Annotated in this window: 14 protein-coding genes; 6 read left to right on the forward strand and 8 right to left on the reverse strand. The window is 33.1% G+C overall.

The window, feature by feature from the left end:
• Positions 1–8: 8 nt before the first annotated feature.
• Complete coding sequence (locus tag AC6CH4_RS19095) at positions 9–491, forward strand: DUF4296 domain-containing protein (protein WP_498105758.1); 483 nt, start codon at positions 9–11, stop codon at positions 489–491.
• A 3-nt stretch (positions 492–494) separates the two neighbouring features.
• Here AC6CH4_RS19095 and AC6CH4_RS19100 read toward each other — a convergent pair whose 3' ends face one another.
• Positions 495–1,496: an NAD-dependent epimerase/dehydratase family protein gene (locus tag AC6CH4_RS19100; RefSeq protein ID WP_498105760.1), complete on the reverse strand. Its 1,002-nt coding sequence runs from the start codon at positions 1,494–1,496 to the stop codon at positions 495–497.
• Between the two features lie 170 nt (positions 1,497–1,666).
• Positions 1,667–2,917, reverse strand: coding sequence for a porin family protein (locus tag AC6CH4_RS19105; RefSeq protein WP_498105762.1), 1,251 nt, complete (start codon positions 2,915–2,917; stop codon positions 1,667–1,669).
• Between the two features lie 237 nt (positions 2,918–3,154).
• Between AC6CH4_RS19105 and tyrS the strand changes: the two genes are divergently transcribed.
• Entirely contained in the window at positions 3,155–4,450 is a 1,296-nt protein-coding gene (gene tyrS / locus AC6CH4_RS19110) for a tyrosine--tRNA ligase (protein ID WP_498105764.1), read from the forward strand.
• A 125-nt stretch (positions 4,451–4,575) separates the two neighbouring features.
• Entirely contained in the window at positions 4,576–5,148 is a 573-nt protein-coding gene (locus tag AC6CH4_RS19115) for a uracil-DNA glycosylase family protein (RefSeq protein WP_498105766.1), read from the forward strand.
• Positions 5,149–5,175: 27 nt separating this feature from the next.
• On the opposite strand, the gene AC6CH4_RS19120 is transcribed toward AC6CH4_RS19115, so the two are convergent.
• The 4 genes from AC6CH4_RS19120 to AC6CH4_RS19135 all read right to left on the reverse strand — a co-directional run bounded on the left by AC6CH4_RS19120 (position 5,176) and on the right by AC6CH4_RS19135 (position 10,946).
• Positions 5,176–6,156, reverse strand: a complete 981-nt coding sequence (locus AC6CH4_RS19120; RefSeq protein ID WP_498105893.1) for a LuxE/PaaK family acyltransferase — start codon at positions 6,154–6,156, stop codon at positions 5,176–5,178.
• 137 nt (positions 6,157–6,293) lie between these two features.
• Entirely contained in the window at positions 6,294–6,632 is a 339-nt protein-coding gene (locus tag AC6CH4_RS19125; protein WP_498105768.1) for a T9SS type A sorting domain-containing protein, read from the reverse strand.
• A gap of 203 nt (positions 6,633–6,835) precedes the next feature.
• A complete protein-coding gene (locus tag AC6CH4_RS19130) occupies positions 6,836–7,966 on the reverse strand; it encodes a beta-helix domain-containing protein (RefSeq protein WP_498105770.1) in 1,131 nt (376 codons plus the stop codon).
• A gap of 205 nt (positions 7,967–8,171) precedes the next feature.
• On the reverse strand, positions 8,172–10,946 hold the full coding sequence (locus tag AC6CH4_RS19135; protein WP_498105772.1) for a TonB-dependent receptor: 2,775 nt from the start codon (positions 10,944–10,946) through the stop codon (positions 8,172–8,174).
• A 230-nt stretch (positions 10,947–11,176) separates the two neighbouring features.
• Between AC6CH4_RS19135 and AC6CH4_RS19140 the strand changes: the two genes are divergently transcribed.
• From AC6CH4_RS19140 to AC6CH4_RS19150, 3 genes are all read left to right on the forward strand, one after another.
• Complete coding sequence (locus AC6CH4_RS19140) at positions 11,177–11,860, forward strand: response regulator transcription factor (RefSeq protein WP_498105774.1); 684 nt, start codon at positions 11,177–11,179, stop codon at positions 11,858–11,860.
• 295 nt (positions 11,861–12,155) lie between these two features.
• Positions 12,156–13,235, forward strand: coding sequence for a sensor histidine kinase (locus tag AC6CH4_RS19145; RefSeq protein ID WP_498105776.1), 1,080 nt, complete (start codon positions 12,156–12,158; stop codon positions 13,233–13,235).
• A 171-nt stretch (positions 13,236–13,406) separates the two neighbouring features.
• Positions 13,407–14,702, forward strand: coding sequence for a porin (locus tag AC6CH4_RS19150; RefSeq protein WP_498105895.1), 1,296 nt, complete (start codon positions 13,407–13,409; stop codon positions 14,700–14,702).
• A gap of 2 nt (positions 14,703–14,704) precedes the next feature.
• On the opposite strand, the gene AC6CH4_RS19155 is transcribed toward AC6CH4_RS19150, so the two are convergent.
• Positions 14,705–15,775, reverse strand: coding sequence for a glycosyltransferase (locus AC6CH4_RS19155; RefSeq protein ID WP_498105778.1), 1,071 nt, complete (start codon positions 15,773–15,775; stop codon positions 14,705–14,707).
• Between the two features lie 226 nt (positions 15,776–16,001).
• On the reverse strand, positions 16,002–16,610 hold the full coding sequence (locus AC6CH4_RS19160) for a hypothetical protein (RefSeq protein ID WP_498105780.1): 609 nt from the start codon (positions 16,608–16,610) through the stop codon (positions 16,002–16,004).
• Between the last annotated feature and the right edge of the window lie 7 nt (positions 16,611–16,617).

Here is a 16,617-nt window from a genome sequence, read left to right on the forward strand (position 1 = left end):
AAAGGTAAATGAAGAATTTTGTATTTATAATATTGGTATTGTTTCTTTCTGTAAGTTGTAAAAAAGAATTGGTCAAAGAACCAAAACGACTTATTGAGAAAGAGAAAATGATTGATATTATGTATGATTTGTCTCTTTTGGAGGCGATCAAATATCAAAATCCATTGTCTTTGGATTCTGTTAATTCTGATCCAAAGAATTTTGTTTTTAAGAAATATAAAGTAGACAGCCTTCAGTTCGCTCAAAGCAATATCTATTACGCAGCCGATTACAATATGTATAAGGAAATGTATGATGAAATTGGCAAACGATTAGCTGTGAACGAACGAGCCGTTGATTCAATTGTTAAAATTGAAGAGAAAAAGGCTGCAAAAGCTGTAAAAGCCGCTGCTAAAAAGAAGAAGGTAAAAGTGAATCCAAAAGATTCTATAAAAAAGCCTTTAAAACCTATAAATATTGATTCGATCAGAAGAACAAGACAATTAAGATAGTTTTTATAACGTCGAACTGTCTTTTATATATTGATGAACATCCAGAAAAACCGTTCCCAGAGCGGTTTTTATTTTTTCATTTGAATAGAGATTTTTAGAATAAGAAGCTTTTGCGGTTGCTTTGGTCATGCGTCTTTTCTGAAAAAATAAGGTTGAAAATATTCCGTCAGCTATCCAAAGGAAATTCATGAATATTGGCGCTGCGTGAATAGTTGGTTTTTTTACGTTTAAAGTCTCAGCAATTGTATTTAGGATATCTCTGAAAACAATATTATCTGAAATTATAGTAAAACGTTCATTTTTGATAGCGCTTTTCATTAATTCAAAAGCAATTTTCACTACGTCATTTACGGTAATAAAGCCAGTGTTTCCCAGTGTGTAAAACGGAAGCCCGTTAGCCACTTTTCGATATAGCTCATTACTACCTTCGTGAAAAATCTTTGTTGTTGCAATTGGTCCTAAAATCACGCCCGGATTTATAATAATAATATCTAAACCTTCCTGAACAGCACGCCAAACTTCCATTTCAGCACCATATTTAGAAATGGCGTAGTCACTATGTGGTTTTTCTGGATTCCAGTCGGTTTCTTCGGTTATATAGGTTTCGTGAGGAGCCAAATCTCCCAAAGCCGCAATGGAACTTACATAGCAAAATTTCTTTATTCCTTTAGCTAAAGAAAAATTAACCATATTGGCAGTTCCTTCAATATTGGTCTTTCGGAGTCCGTCTTCATCTTTTGGATCAAATGAAATTAAAGCGGCACAATGATAAACGTATTCAATATGCATAAAAGCAATTTCAAGGGAAGGAACGTCTAAAATATCGGCTTCAAGCCAATTAATTTTTTCAAATAAATCAGTTTTTCCATAAAGTTCAAAAACCGATTTTGTTTTCTGAATGCTATTGTGGGTACGGTAAATTGCCCGAACGATTTCTCCATTTTCAATTAAATGAAGTATTAAATGTGCGCCAACTAAACCCGTTCCTCCAGTTACTAGTACCATTTTGTAAAGATAAGTTTTTGCTTTAAAGGTGCAAAGTTACAAAGGCTCAAAGTTGCAAAGGTTTTTGATTACATTTTACAAAATGCTGATTTTATAAAGTGTTATAAAAATAAAGCAGGTTAGTAAACTTGCTAACCTGCTTTGCTGTAGAATTTTATATAATGTTTTTATTAAAATATGCTGTACCCTAAAATAAAATCGATAGCATTATATTGTGCGGAATAATTGCTATAGTCACGCATTAGTTCTTTTTTAGTGTTTAATCTTATTTCAGCACTTAATTTATTTTTAAAATTGTATCCAAGGCCAAAAGCAAAATTAGCTCCTGATTTACTTTTGTAATCTGTTTTTGTGTTATTTGATATGATAGTGTAATTAATTTCTGTGTTACTGGCGATATCAACCGCATAAGCTGCGTTAACGAAAATTTTTGATGTTGCATTTAAGAATATATAATGTCTTACACCAATAGGTACTTGTATTGAAGTGTATTTTGCTTTTACATTGGCTTCAGTTTCAGGATTTGTTATAAAACCACTTGGAATCATATATGTTTTTTCATCTTGATATTTTTGATAAGAAGGATTGATGAAAATACTCCACTTGTTTTTATTGTATGGAAGTATATATTCTGCTTCTCCACCAAATTTGAAAGTGACTTTGTTGTCCAGTTTAACATTATTTTGTGTTGCAATTTCATTTTTAGCAGTTAGTGATACCATACTTATAGCAGGTGTGATTTTAACTAGAAAACGACCTTTGTTTATTTTTGCTTCTTTATCACCAGTGGTACTTGGTGCGATGTTATTGTACTTTATAAAATACTTTATCAAATCTGATTTTTTGTAAGAAAGCTTTAATATGTCATTTTCGGATGTATTTGCTGATGATACATTTTTGAATAATTGCTGTTTATATTCATTGTTTTCATTTAATTTAATGGCTCCTTCGTTATCGTCAGATTGAGAGTATTTTACATAAATTAGTTGTTCTGTTGGGACTACTTTGGTATCGTAAAAATATCTGTTAATATTCTCGTCGCTATAACTGTATAAAGTTGCATCGCCTTTTACAAGAGTTTTTAAGAAGATTGTTTCTTCATTCCAAACAGGATTTTTGTTGGTTGTTATTTTTTTTAAATCATTGCTTGAACGATCTATTTTTATTTTAAATCTTTTGAAGGTTACGTCGTTATCAATTCCAAATTCCTGCACATTTGCAATGTTTTCAGTTTTAAATTCGGAATCACTAAATTCTATTTTGTATTTGAATTCAGTTGGGTTATTTTTCCAGTCTAAGTTTTTTATAAAGCATTCTGTCTTAGTTCCGTTGTTTGAAATAAAATATCCTTTTTCAAAAGATATTTGGGCATTGATAAAAGAGAAATTGAGGAAAAGTAAAAGGAGTAGAATTTTTTTCATGTTGCTGTTTTTAATTTTGACGAAACTAGAGAAAAAGACAAACAAATTTTTACGGTTTCGCGTAATTTTATTTAGCATTTTCAATGTTTTTTATAATGCACTGAAAATCATCTATTTGTTTGTAAATTTTTAAATAATAGTATTAGGAATTAAAATGAGGAAATAATTTTTAGTGATACAATTTATGCCAACACTACTGATGGAATTAATTATATTTGCACCAAATTATTTTAAAAAATGAAGAATCTAGTTGAAGAATTAAAGTGGCGCGGGTTATATCATGATAGCATGCCAGGAACGGAAGAACAATTGCTAAAGGAAGTAACTACGGCGTATATTGGTTTTGATCCAACGGCAGATTCACTACATATTGGTAGTATGGTTCAGATTATTTTATTGGTTCATTTAAATAAAACTGGTCATAAAGCGATTGCTTTAGTTGGTGGTGCGACCGGAATGATTGGTGATCCATCTGGAAAATCTGATGAGAGAAATTTACTGAACGAAGAAACTTTGGCTAAAAACGTTGCGGGAATCAAAAGTGTATTGTCTCGTTTCTTAGACTTTAATTCATCTGATAAAAATGCTCCGGTTATGGTGAACAACTATGACTGGATGAAAGAATTCTCCTTTATTGATTTTGCCCGTGAAGTTGGAAAACGTATCACGGTAAATTATATGATGGCAAAGGATTCTGTTAAAAAAAGATTGAGCGGAGAAGGAGAAGGGATGTCTTTCACAGAATTCACTTACCAATTAATTCAGGGTTATGATTTTTACCATTTATATAAAAACAATGGTTGCCTTTTGCAAATGGGAGGTTCTGACCAATGGGGAAATATTACTACCGGAACAGAATTAGTACGCCGAATGGGTGGAGAAAATGCAAAAGCATTCGCCTTAACAACGCCATTAATTACAAAAGCAGACGGATCTAAATTTGGAAAATCTGAAGGAGGAAATGTTTGGCTGGATGCTGATAAAACTTCGGTATATAAATTCTACCAATTTTGGGTAAATGCAACAGATGTTGATGCAGAAAAATATATCAAAATCTTTACTTTCTTAGATAAAGAAACTATTGATGCTTTAATTGAAGAGCATAAAACGGCTCCGCATTTAAGAGTATTACAAAAGAAACTAGCTGAAGAAATTACTATTTTTGTTCATAGCAAAGAAGAATTAGAAAAAGCAATCCAATCTTCAAATATTTTATTTGGAAATTCAACTTCTGAAGATTTAAAACAATTAGACGAGGCTACTTTCTTAGAAGTTTTTGACGGAGTTCCTCAGGCAGAAATAGCAAAAGCAGATTTTGAAAACGGATTGGATATTGTTTCTGTTCTAAATGAAAAAACGGGTTTCTTTAAATCAAACGGAGAAGCGAGACGTGCTTTGACAGCAAATTCAATTTCGGTAAACAGAGAAAAAATCAAAGAAGATTTTGTTTTAACAGCAAATGATTTAATCAACAATCAGTTTGTATTATTGCAAAGTGGGAAGAAGAATTATTTTGTGATTAGAGCAAAATAATTCCTGGCTTTCCCTAAATTCTTCAAGTTTTAAAATCCGATTAAGTTTTAATCGGATTTTTTTTAGAACTTTTTTTGTTGGTGAAGAATACAAAATTTAGTACTTTAATTGAAATGTATAAATTTATGGAGGAGCTTTTCGAACAAATTAAAAACTGTCGTGTTTGTGAAGATTGCTTAAAAGACGGGGTGAATCCCGTTGTTGCGGCTAGTGAAAAGAGTAAAATTATCATCATAGGTCAGGCACCTGGGCGCATAGTGCATAACACAGGTATTCCCTGGAATGATAAAAGCGGGGATAATTTGAGAAGTTGGTTGCAAATTGATAAAACAACATTTTACGACGCTACTAAAATTGCTTTAATGCCTATGGGATTTTGTTTTCCGGGTACAGGAAAAACAGGAGATTTAGCACCACGACCAGAATGTGCTCCATTATGGCATGAAAAATTACTAAAATTAATGCCAAATGTAGAACTTGTTTTACTTATTGGGCAATATGCACAAAAATATTATTTAGGGGACAATGCTAAAAGCACTCTAACGGAAACGGTTCGTAATTTTACGACTTATTTACCACAATACTTTCCGTTGCCACATCCTTCACCAAGAAATAATATCTGGCAAGCTAAAAATGAATGGTTTCGGGAAATTGTTTTAACTGAATTAAGAGAAAAAATTAAAGGTATATTGAGCTAAAAGCGGAAATATGTGAATATTCGACTTTTACAATACCATCAAATTACAACCACGAATATCAGAATTATCAAAACGTCCCAATACCTCAAAAGAGTTGTTGGGATATTTTTTGCCTAAATCCTGTGTGGCAATAAAAGAGCATGAATTGATGTTGGCTAAATCAATAACATTAATTCCGCCGGTTTTTCCGTCTTTTACGTAAGTGAGTGCATCTTCAGGATCGCGAACTAAAATATGCATCCATGACGGACATTCGAATATCCCTTCACCTAAAGAGTAGGCTTGCGCTAAAAGTTCCGTCATTCCGTATTCAGAATGAATAGAAGAAACACTAAAACCTTTACAAAGCTGTTCGTGCAATTCTTCGCGAATCATTTCTTTGCGTTTTCCTTTCATTCCCCCAGTTTCCATAATAATGGTATTCTGAAGATTGAATTGATGCTTTTCAATCAAATCTAATAAGGCGTAAGTCACACCAATTAAAATCACATTTTGCCCAGATTCATCTAAGGCAGTCAGTTTTTTAATTAAGTCGTCGTGGTTATGTAAATAAAACCCGCTCTCAGGCTGATTGGATAGCTTTATTAGGTCTTCGACCATGTAAATTAACGAAGAGCCATCGCGCTCAAGATAAGACGGCAAAAGAGCTAAAACAACGTAATCTTCAATATTACCATAAAACTGTGAAAATCCGTTGCGGTAACTTTCTTCATAAAGAGAAACATCGGTAACTAAATGTCGGCTGGTGATCATTCCGGTTGTACCGCTGCTGGTAAAAGTAACCTGTGGTAAATTTGAATTGGAAACTACCTCATGACTTTTGAAAAACTGAATGGGTAAAAACGGAATTTGTTCCAAGGATTTTACCTGTTGTGGATTTACTTTTAAAAAATCACAGAAATCGCGATATACCTTATTATTCTCGTGCTGAAAACGAAACACTTTCAGTGCTATTTTTTCAAACTGTTTCTGACTCGAAATGGTAAAGATATCGTTGGCTGTAATCAAAACTTTTTTTTGCAAAGATATTGTTTTTTAGTTTTCAGTCTCAGTTTTCAGTCTCAGTTTTACAATGCAATATGCTTAACTGAATACTGCGACTGTAAACTAAAAAAAGCTCCTTTTGGGAGCTTTTTTTTTATGTTTTACCGAATAATGAGTTTTCGGGTTGCTGATGCATTTTCTTCGTAAATTTTGATGATATAAACACCGGGAACCAAATCAGAAACGTTTAATTCTTTTGAAGATAAATGGGTTTGAATTAATTTTTTTCCAAGAATATCAAAAACGATTACCTCTTTTTCTAAATCATTCTTAGAGGAAATATAAACCTTTCCGTTTGTAACTGGATTAGGGTACAAGCTCAGTCCCTCAATAGTTGTAGGCTCTTGAGTTTTTGGTAATTGCTTACTGTCTTGTGCCGAGACACTTACAGTAAAGAAAAAAGCCAATAAGAATGTAATATAAAAGTAGTTTTTTGCCATCGCGTTATTTTGGTTACAGTAAATATACAAAAAAAATTACAAAAACTACACCAAAAAAAAACATCCTAAATATTTAGGATGTTTTTAACATTTTACAAACGAGTGACTTACGTCTTTGTTGATTATTTGAGAAAAATAAGTTTAAAAAAAAAGCTGTCAGAAGATTTTTTCTGACAGCTTTAATTAAAAATATTTTAAACTAATTATTTAGTCCAGTTAGCCCAAGTTGGTAAGTCAGCACCAGCACCAGCACCAGTTGCACCAGTAGTAGTTCCTGATAATTTAGCACCCTCAAAAGCAGTTACAGAAGCTCCAAAAGTATAGTTTGTGATAGTAAAGTTACCAGCAGCGATATTCGCAACTGCACCTGCATCAGTAGATAATTTTGTAAGGTCTTTAGGCATTCCGTCAGCAACATATAAGTTTGTGTAAGCTTGTTTTCCACCACCTTCTTTGTAATTGATTGCTTTTTCGTCAGCTAAGAAAGCAGCACCACCTTTAACGATAGAGATGTTGATGATTTTAGCGTTAGTCATTGGAACAGCTGTACTTGGGTCTTTTGCGTTAGTAGATCCTTCAACACCCGCTTTAGAAACACCGCTAATGTATACGTTAGTAGCAGTACCTTGCCATCCGTCAGCGAAATCTAATGAATCATCATAAGAGTTTATGATTGTTAAGTTAGAAGCGTTTACAGCTCCTCCGAAGAACTCAATTCCGTCATCACCACTTTCAAAAGTATAGATGTCAGATACTACTGTTCCTGAACCTACTCCAAAGAAAGAAACTCCATTATATTCTTTTTCAGAAGTGTATTTAGAACCTGTGTAAGAAATTTTCAAGAAGTTGATATTTCCAGAAGAATCTGAATTGTCATTACCTCCATAGCTTAAACCACCTACTTCAGAAGTACCATTGTCTCCAGTGTTTACTTTAGCATTACCGGCGATAATTAATCCACCCCAGTCACTTTGAGCAGGAGTAGCTTTTCCAGATGTCATAATAACTGGTTTAGCAGCAGTACCATTGATATTGATTTTAGCATTTCTTTCTACAGCGATATATAATGATGTAGCTTGTGCAGTAGCAGAACTTTTAATTACTGTTCCAGCAGGAATAACTAAAGTAGCTCCGCCTTTAACAACTAAACCTCCAGTTAAAGTATAAGTTTGTGTTGGATCTAAAGTTACAACACCATCATTGATACTCCCTTGTAAATCGTCAACTTTTAAAACGAAAGTACTTTTGTTGTCGTTTTTGTTGTTATCATCAGAACTACAGCTTGTTAAAGCAAGTCCTAATATTGCAGCCATTGCAAATAAACTTTTTTTCATTTTGTTGTGTTTTTATTGTTTTATTTTATTGAAGCAAAGTAAAAGAATATATGTTTTTACTGGGTTAAGACCGTATTAACAATACATTAAGTATATTGAGTAAAAAACAAACCTGCTTAATGTAAAATTTACATTGTCTTTATGATTAATAAAAAAAGGTGACTAGAGAATACTAATCACCTTTGTTTTTTTTATGGTTTTACTTTTAGAATGTATAGTTTAAAGTAAATCTAAGATCTGAACCTGCTTTGTATGAAACTGCAGTAATATCTCCAACAGATTCTTTTCCTGGTACTTCACCCTGCTCCTGGACACGTTTGAAAGTTGGATTCAGAATGTTGTTGTAAATAAGACCAAGTTTAAGGTTTTTAGTCAAACTTGTATTAGCGATAAAGTCTAATTTATTTACAGCTTTATCAACCAGGTTTCCTACTCTTGAAGTTCCAATTACAGCTAATTTATCTGAGAAATAAGAGTAAGATACTGTTGCACTGAAATCCTGTCCTTCTCTGAATTCATTTAAAAAGGATAAGTTAGCATTGGCAAGGAAATTAGAAGCTCCTGTTAATTTACTTTCTGTAAAAGTAAAGTTTGCTCCAAAATCATTTTCGTCGTTTACTTTTTCGTTGCTTAGATCCTGGTTTGTGTATAAATAAGATCCGTTTGCATCAAAAGAAAGTTTTGTCTTTAGGTTGTCATTTTTTTCAATTTCAAAAATATCTTTTCTAAATTCTACTTCAACCCCTGCTACTGTTCCCTTGTCTCCTGTATTTGCGTACGAGATATCATTTGAAGAAGAATTAAGGAACATTTCGTTGATCGGGTTTTGAATAATTTTTCCAAATGCAGTTACAGAAATTAACTCCCCTGCTTTCGGGAAAAATTCCCATCCTAAATCGAAGTTGTAATTTGTTGAAGCATATAAATTAGGATTTCCTTCGTATGCTTGTGCGACATCTTCGTAAATAATTGGCACTTTTTCTTTAAACTGAGGAAGCGTATAAGTTTTACTTGCAGAGAATTTTAAATTCTGCTTCTCATTCAGGGTATACTTCGAAATTAAACTTGGTAAAATATTAAACTTTGAATCATTAGAAGTATCTCCTGCAGGAACTGTAGTTGTGATATAGGAAACATTTTGAGTCAATTGCTCCAGTCTCGCACCTAATATCACACTCAATCTATCAGTTAAAGAGTATTGAACATTAACAAATGCAGCATTAATATCTAAATTTCCATTATAAAATTGGTTAATTCTGTTTGAATATGATGAACCCCAATGTGCAGGATCTAAATAATTATCTACATGGTGTATGTCTTCTTTAGGAAAAGAAATTGTAGTTCTGTTCGGGAAGAATGAATATTGTTCCATATTGTAATCTACATCCTTGAACTTTCCTGAATAACCAACAGTTGCTTTTCCTTTGTAAGTATCATCAATTCCTTTTTTGAAGTTATATGAAAGAGCAATATTTGCAGCGATTTCATTTTCTTTTAAGTCCTGAAAAAATCTGTGATTATTGATATTTGAATTGGTAAAGAATGTGTAGTCTATAGCATTTGGAGCATATACAAAAGAGTTTTGCATACGATCCGGAATTGCACTGTTAGACATACTGTATCCTACTCCCCAGTTTAAATTCCATTGATCGTTGAATTTGTTTTTTCCTGTTAATTGGTTTACAATTAATTGAGTTCTTTCAAAAGTTCCACGTTTGATAAAACCTGATATTTGTTGAAGAGCGTCTCCACCACCGTCAAAATTCTGGTTTGTTCCTTCGTACTCACTGTAATCCTGATCACTTGAATTTAAGAATAAAGAAGTAAAGAAGATCGAATTCTTTTTGTTGATTTTATAATCAGCAGTCCCCATAACAGTTGTAGTAGTGCTATGTTTGTATGCCGTTCTGATAAAATCAGAAAATATATCTCCGTCAGAAGTAATTCCTCCTCTGCTGTATCCTTCTGTGTATTTGTTCTTTGCACTAAATGAACCAGTAACAAAAGTACCGATTGAACTTTCTTCATTTATATTAAATCTTTTACCAGCTGATACCGTATAGAAAGCATTCAATACATTTTTGTTTTCTTGTCTGTCCCAGCTTGTTGCATAGCTGTATGGCAATAAGGGAGCGTTAGGTACTCCAACTTTTTTAAAACCAGTATAATTTGGGCCATCTTGTAAGTAAAAATGATCTTGTCCTAATACATTTGTGTTAGCGCCTGTTCCGATTGAAAAACTAACGAATGGTTTTCCATTGAATTTTTTTGCGGTAATGTCAATATTTGCTCCACCAAAATCAGCGTAATTTTGAGCCTCAAATGTTTTGCTTACTCCAATATTATCTACAATATTTGTTGTGAAAATATCTAAAAGAATATTTTTATTAGCTGGATTATTTGATGGTAACGGAAGTCCGTTTAAAGTAGTAACGTTATAACGGTCACCTAATCCTCTTACAAAAACATTTCCAGAATCATCTTGCTTAGATACGCCGCTCACTTTTGCTACGGCATTAGCAACATCGTTAAGTCCTTTTCTTGAAATTTCTTCGGCACCAATTGCTGCTTTAAAAGAAACTGCATTTTTTTGGTCCAATAATAAGGCTGATTCTTTTTGTTTGTTTACTGCTGCTGATTTTACTACAACATCTTTAAGAGTATAGCCTCCCGAAGAAAGAACCTGATCTAAAGTAACAGTTTCGCCTGCTTTAACCGTTACAGGTTTTTCTACAGATTCATATCCTACGAAGCTAAAAATAATAGTATAAGTTCCAGTATTTACATTTATGGAATATTTTCCGTCAATGTCAGTGTTAGCGCTAATGTTAGTTCCTTTTATAAGGACATTTGCAAAAGGTAAAACTTCATTATTCATTTCTTTGTCAGTTAGTACACCAGAAATTGTACCTTTGTTTTGAGCGATCGAAATCGTGCAGATAAATAATGTAATAAATAGAAATTTTAAATTGAATTTCATTTCAGTTGTGTTTAATTTATTTTTGTGCAAAGAAATGACCGCTTTGTAAAGTTCATGTTAGCTACTTGTTATGTTTTTGTTCCTGCTAGATTATCAAATTGTTACCAGATTAAATTACCGTTAACACGAATTTTTAACCGTTGATTTATTGTTATATTTACCATCGCAATTACAAATCATCGGATTTAGAAGAATAGAATTTGATGAAAAAACTCAATTTTTGCTATTTTATGAAAAAAACTCAAACCAAGATCTTATTAGTTGACGATGAACCGGATATCCTGGAAATTGTAGGCTATAACCTTGCTCAGGAAGGCTACCAAATTGTAACAGCTTCAAATGGAAAAGATGCCATTGCAAAAGCTCAAAAAGAACTTCCGGACTTAATTATTATGGATGTGATGATGGCCGAAATGGATGGAATGGAAGCCTGTGAACACATCAGAAAAATTCCTGAATTAAATAATGTTATCATAACATTTTTAACGGCTAGAAGTGAAGATTATTCACAAGTTGCTGGTTTTGATGCAGGTGCAGATGACTATATTACAAAACCAATAAAACCAAAATTATTGGTCAGCAAAGTAAAGGCTTTGTTAAGAAGGTTAAAAGAACAAGAAGTGGTTAGCGATACCTTAAACGTTGGCGGCATCGAGATTAACCGTGAAGAATATAAGATCATTAAAGGCAATGTCGAAATTGCTTTGCCAAGAAAAGAATTCGAATTGTTCTACTTATTAGCTTCAAAACCCGGAAAAGTTTTTAAAAGAGACGAAATCCTTGATAAAGTTTGGGGTAACGAAGTAGTTGTGGGTGGAAGAACAATCGATGTTCACATCAGAAAACTACGTGAAAAGATTGGAGAAGATTTTTTCAAAACAATAAAAGGAGTAGGATACAAATTTGAGGTTTAATTTTTTTTAAGATACTAAGTTGCTAACGGACTAAGATTCTAAGCGATTTTTTAGATTTAAAAATAAATTCAATTTTTTTAAAGTATAATGAACCTGTAAGTGATATAAGTTCATTTTAATTAGACTCTATACTTTTATAAATTTAAAGTCAATGTTTGTCAAAGTTTTAATTTTGACAAACATTGACTTTTTCAAAATTCTTATTTGATTCACAGAAATAAGCTTTACTTTTAAATGAGCTTATATTTCTTATATGGTGGAAAGAATAATTTCTAAATGGTTATCAAATATTTCAATGAAAATTAATTTTAAAAAAACATACAAGTTTGCTGTAAAATCGGCATTATACATAAGCCTCTTTGCTACTGGATTTGTATTGATGTTAATGTCTTTGTTCTATAAAGGTCAATTGAACCATCAAATTGCTTTTGGAATAATTTTTCTGATATCCATTTATATATTCTCTTTTTTGGTTTTACAATATCGTGTAGAACGCTTCATCTATAGAAGAGTGAAAAAAATCTACGATGAGGTTTCCCTACTAGAATCAACAACATTGATCAACCAGCCGATCACTACTGATATGGAAACGCTTTCGCGCGAAGTGAAAAAGTTTGCTACCGATAAAAAACTCGAAATTGAAATGCTCGAAATTCGTGAACAATATCGAAGAGAGTTTTTAGGAAATGTTTCACACGAACTTAAAACGCCTTTGTTTACCGTTCAGGGGTATGTTTCAACTTTATTGGATGGGGCTATGGATGATAAAAACATTCGAAAAAAATATTTAAAACGTGCTGAAAAAGGAGTAGAGCGTCTTATATATATAGTCGAAGATTTAGATATGATTACCAAATTGGAATCTGGTGATCTGGATTTGAATATGACTGATTTTGATATTGTGGAGTTGATTCAGAATGTTTTCGATTTATTGGAAATGAAAGCGGACAAAAAGAAAATCAAATTGGCTTTTGAAAGCCGAAATGTAAAATCTGTTATTGTTCGTGGTGATCAGGACAGAATTCAGCAAGTTTTGGAAAATTTAATTGTGAACTCTATTAAATACGGAAAAGATGGCGGTCTGACTGAAGTTGGTGTTGTAAATCTAACCAAGAAAAAAGTCTTAATTCGTATTAGTGATAACGGTGAAGGTGTTGAAAAACAAAATATTCCAAGACTTTTTGAGCGTTTTTACAGAGTAGACAAAAGCGGAACCCGATCTGAAGGTGGTTCTGGTTTAGGTTTGGCTATCGTAAAACATATTATTGAAGCACATAAAGAGAAAGTTTATGTAGAAAGCGAGTTTGGAATTGGTTCTGAATTCTCTTTTACACTTGAAAAAGCGAATAAAACGGTAAAGACTGAGGTTAAATAATTGTAAGTTCAATTAATATAAAGTCGCGTATAACAAGGTATAGTAATCTCAATAATAGTTACCTAACTATTTGGAAACAAATATTCTTATAATGGTAACATCCTGTTAATGATTTCTTAACACAGGAAGTTACATCTTTGCACTCGAAATTGAGTGTCAAAGAAAAAAGAAATAATGAAAATAAAATTTTTAGCAATCTTGTTGCTATTTACTTGTGTTTCAAACGCACAAGAATTGAATAAAGAAGATGTAAAAAAAGAAGTAATTCGACTTCTTGATTCAATTAATAAAGCAAAATTACCGGATACTAAGTCGGGAGTTAGTAATAATGAACATTGGTACGACAGAATTTCGTTAAGAGGTTACGCGCAAATCAGATACAATGGTTTGTTATCTACAAATGATAAAGTTTCCTGTGAACAATGTGATAAATCCTGGGGAACTACTTCTACAGCTCCTGATGCAAAAGCAAACAACGGACTTTTTATTCGTCGTGCACGTTTAGTGTTTTCAGGACAGGTTCATCCAAATGTATTTTTCTATTTCCAACCTGATTTTGCCAGTTCACCAGTGACCGGAATTCAAAACTTCGTTCAGATTCGTGATTTATATTTTGATCTTTCTTTTGATAAGAAAAAGGAATATCGCGTTCGTGTAGGGCAAAGTAAGATTCCGTATGGTTTTGAAAACATGCAGTCAAGTTCACAGCGTTTAACTTTAGACCGCGCTGATGGTATAAACAGTTCAATAGCAAATGAACGTGATTTGGGTATATTCTTTTATTGGGCACCAGCCGAAATCAGAGAACGTTTTGCCATGTTGGTTAAAGACGGTTATAAAGGTTCGGGTGATTTTGGTGTATTTGCTTTTGGAGTTTATAATGGGCAGATCGCAAATAAAATAGACGGAAACAGAGATTTGAATGTGGTAACAAGAGTAACTTATCCGTTTGTCATCGGAAGCCAGATTATTGAACCTGGAATTCAGGCATACACAGGAAAGTGGGCTTTTACCGGTGAAGTTTCATCAGGGGTTATTGTTAATGATCCGCAATATGTGAAAGACCAGAGAGTTGGAGCAACTTTTGTTTTATATCCAAGACCTTTCGGAATCCAGACTGAATATAACATTGGTACCGGACCACGTTACAACACACTTACCAATACGATCGATGAAACGGATCTAAACGGTGGTTACGTTTTGTTAAATTACAAATGGGATGTGAAAAAACAGCATATTTATCCTTTCGCAAAATTTCAGTATTATGACGGAGGAAAAAAATATGAAAAAGATGCCAGAAGTTATGTAGTAAGAGATTACGAGTTCGGTGTAGAATGGCAGCCAATTAGTGCATTAGAACTTACGGCTGAATATGTAATTGCAGATCGTACTTTCGAAGACAGTGCGCTTCCAATAAACAGGCAACAAGGAAATGTTTTGCGATTACAAGCACAGTTTAATTTCTAAAATTAATCTTCAAAAACAGAAAATAACTTGTCCCAATCGATTTCATTATTAAATTGAGACAAACCTTTAAACGACTTTACTTTGGAGAGATCTTCAATGGTAAAGTCGTCTTGCATTGCATACGGTACCAAATTCTCTTCCTGAAGTTTTATCGCCAGATATTCCTGTTCATATTGTCCCGGAGTTGGAATAAAAAAGGCTTTTTTGCCCAATTTCGCCAAATCCATTACGGTAGTATATCCTGAACGGCAAAGAACAAATTCACTCTCATTAAAAGTTTGTTCGAGCTGCTTTGAGTTCATGAAATTATAATACGTTACATTTTCGGCCTGCCATTTGGTTTGTGTTTTATCAACAATACCTTGTACAAAAACAACCTTGCCTTTAAAATTTGTAACTTCTTTTTGCAATTTCTCATCGAGATAAGTACGCTGAGGTTCCGGCCCGGACAAAATGACCATTAGATCATATACTTTTGGTGTTTCCTTTTGGCGCATTCTGCTTAAAGGGCCAATATATTTTAAGTTCAGATTACTGGTTTTTAAATGTCCTAAATCGCCCGTAAGATTAGTTTCTTCATTTGTATCAGGAATCCAGCATTCAGTATATTTTTTTATAATATGCTGATGATATTTACTAGTAAACCAGGTCGTATTTCCTGTCATCACATTCAATTGATGCGTCATAAAAACGGATGGAATTTTTCTGCTGAAAACTCCCAATCTATTATCAGAAATGATACCGTCAATTCCGTGTTTTTTAATCCAGGAATTCACTATTTTTTTCTCATCCAAAATAGCGGTAATCATTTTGGGCAAGTTCTTAATCAGTTTCCATTTAAAATTTTTACCATTTTTAGCATATTCAATATGATAAGATGGTAATTCTAAAGTTTGTATGTAAGGAAATTCTTTTCGAAGTAAAGCAAGTGCAACTCCATCAGAAGCTATAATCGGAATAAAATTATTTTCCTGAAGCGCTTTAATAATTGGGATACATCTCGTGGCATGGCCTAATCCCCAGTTTAATGGAGCAACTAATATTGTTTTGTTCGCAGAATAGTCAATGCTCATAGTTTAACGCTTTTTAAAACGAAGATAAAGAAATATGTTTTTTAAGCTATTTCGCACACATTACTAAATTATTAACTCTATATTTTTTTTAAGTTGCTAAGATGCTGAGATTCTAAGGTTCTGAGTTTTTTTGCTTAACAAAGAAAAAAGGCCGAACGTAAGTTCGGCCTTTTTTAATCCTCGTATTAAGTGACTTAGAGACTTAGAGTCTTAGTAACTTAGAATCTTAATCTTGGATATAGGTTTTGTTTCCGTTTTTATTAATGTAGTATTTACCGCCTCGAGGTCCGGTATATACTTTTTTGCCATTGTATTCTCCTGTAACTTTGTCCGGAACTGACGGTGCTTTTTCGTTAGTTTCTTTTAAAGTTTTAGTGCTGCTTTTTTTAGCCGCAGTTGCATCTTTTTTAGCTTTTGCTGCTGCTGCATCAGCGCTGGCTGCAGATTTTTTAGCTTTATCAGCACTAGCTTTTGCTTTTGTTGCTTCTTTGTCTGCTGATTTTTTAGCTGCGCTTGCAGATTCTTTTTTCGCTTTTGATGCCGCTGTAGTAGCATCATCTGCTGATTTTTTAGCTTTTGCCGCTTCTTTATCTGCTGTTTTTTTAGTTGCGCTTGCAGATTCTTTTTTCGCTTTTGATGCTGCTGCAGTTGCATCATCTGCAGATTTTTTTGCTTTTGCAGATTCTTTTTTTGCATCTGCTGCTGCTTTATCTGCTGTTGCTTTTTTCTTTTTAGCCGTTGCCTCGCTTTTGGCTTTAGTTGTTGTTGCGGTTTCCTGAGCGTAAAAATTACCCGATAAAACTACTAGAAAACAAAGTAAAAATAATTTTTTCATGAGGTTA

Source organism: Flavobacterium sp. GQ95 (assembly GCF_059758655.1).

What these genes read in the sequence shown, in the direction of transcription:
- AC6CH4_RS19140 (WP_498105774.1), top strand. Translation starts at nt 11,177, where the DNA reads ATGAAAAAAACTCAAACCAAGATCTTATTAGTTGACGATGAACCGGAT.
- AC6CH4_RS19100 (WP_498105760.1), bottom strand. Translation starts at nt 1,496, where the DNA reads ATGGTACTAGTAACTGGAGGAACGGGTTTAGTTGGCGCACATTTAATA.
- AC6CH4_RS19095 (WP_498105758.1), top strand. Translation starts at nt 9, where the DNA reads ATGAAGAATTTTGTATTTATAATATTGGTATTGTTTCTTTCTGTAAGT.
- tyrS (WP_498105764.1), top strand. Translation starts at nt 3,155, where the DNA reads ATGAAGAATCTAGTTGAAGAATTAAAGTGGCGCGGGTTATATCATGAT.
- AC6CH4_RS19135 (WP_498105772.1), bottom strand. Translation starts at nt 10,946, where the DNA reads ATGAAATTCAATTTAAAATTTCTATTTATTACATTATTTATCTGCACG.
- AC6CH4_RS19105 (WP_498105762.1), bottom strand. Translation starts at nt 2,917, where the DNA reads ATGAAAAAAATTCTACTCCTTTTACTTTTCCTCAATTTCTCTTTTATC.
- AC6CH4_RS19130 (WP_498105770.1), bottom strand. Translation starts at nt 7,966, where the DNA reads ATGAAAAAAAGTTTATTTGCAATGGCTGCAATATTAGGACTTGCTTTA.
- AC6CH4_RS19155 (WP_498105778.1), bottom strand. Translation starts at nt 15,775, where the DNA reads ATGAGCATTGACTATTCTGCGAACAAAACAATATTAGTTGCTCCATTA.
- AC6CH4_RS19160 (WP_498105780.1), bottom strand. Translation starts at nt 16,610, where the DNA reads ATGAAAAAATTATTTTTACTTTGTTTTCTAGTAGTTTTATCGGGTAAT.
- AC6CH4_RS19125 (WP_498105768.1), bottom strand. Translation starts at nt 6,632, where the DNA reads ATGGCAAAAAACTACTTTTATATTACATTCTTATTGGCTTTTTTCTTT.
- AC6CH4_RS19115 (WP_498105766.1), top strand. Translation starts at nt 4,576, where the DNA reads ATGGAGGAGCTTTTCGAACAAATTAAAAACTGTCGTGTTTGTGAAGAT.
- AC6CH4_RS19145 (WP_498105776.1), top strand. Translation starts at nt 12,156, where the DNA reads ATGAAAATTAATTTTAAAAAAACATACAAGTTTGCTGTAAAATCGGCA.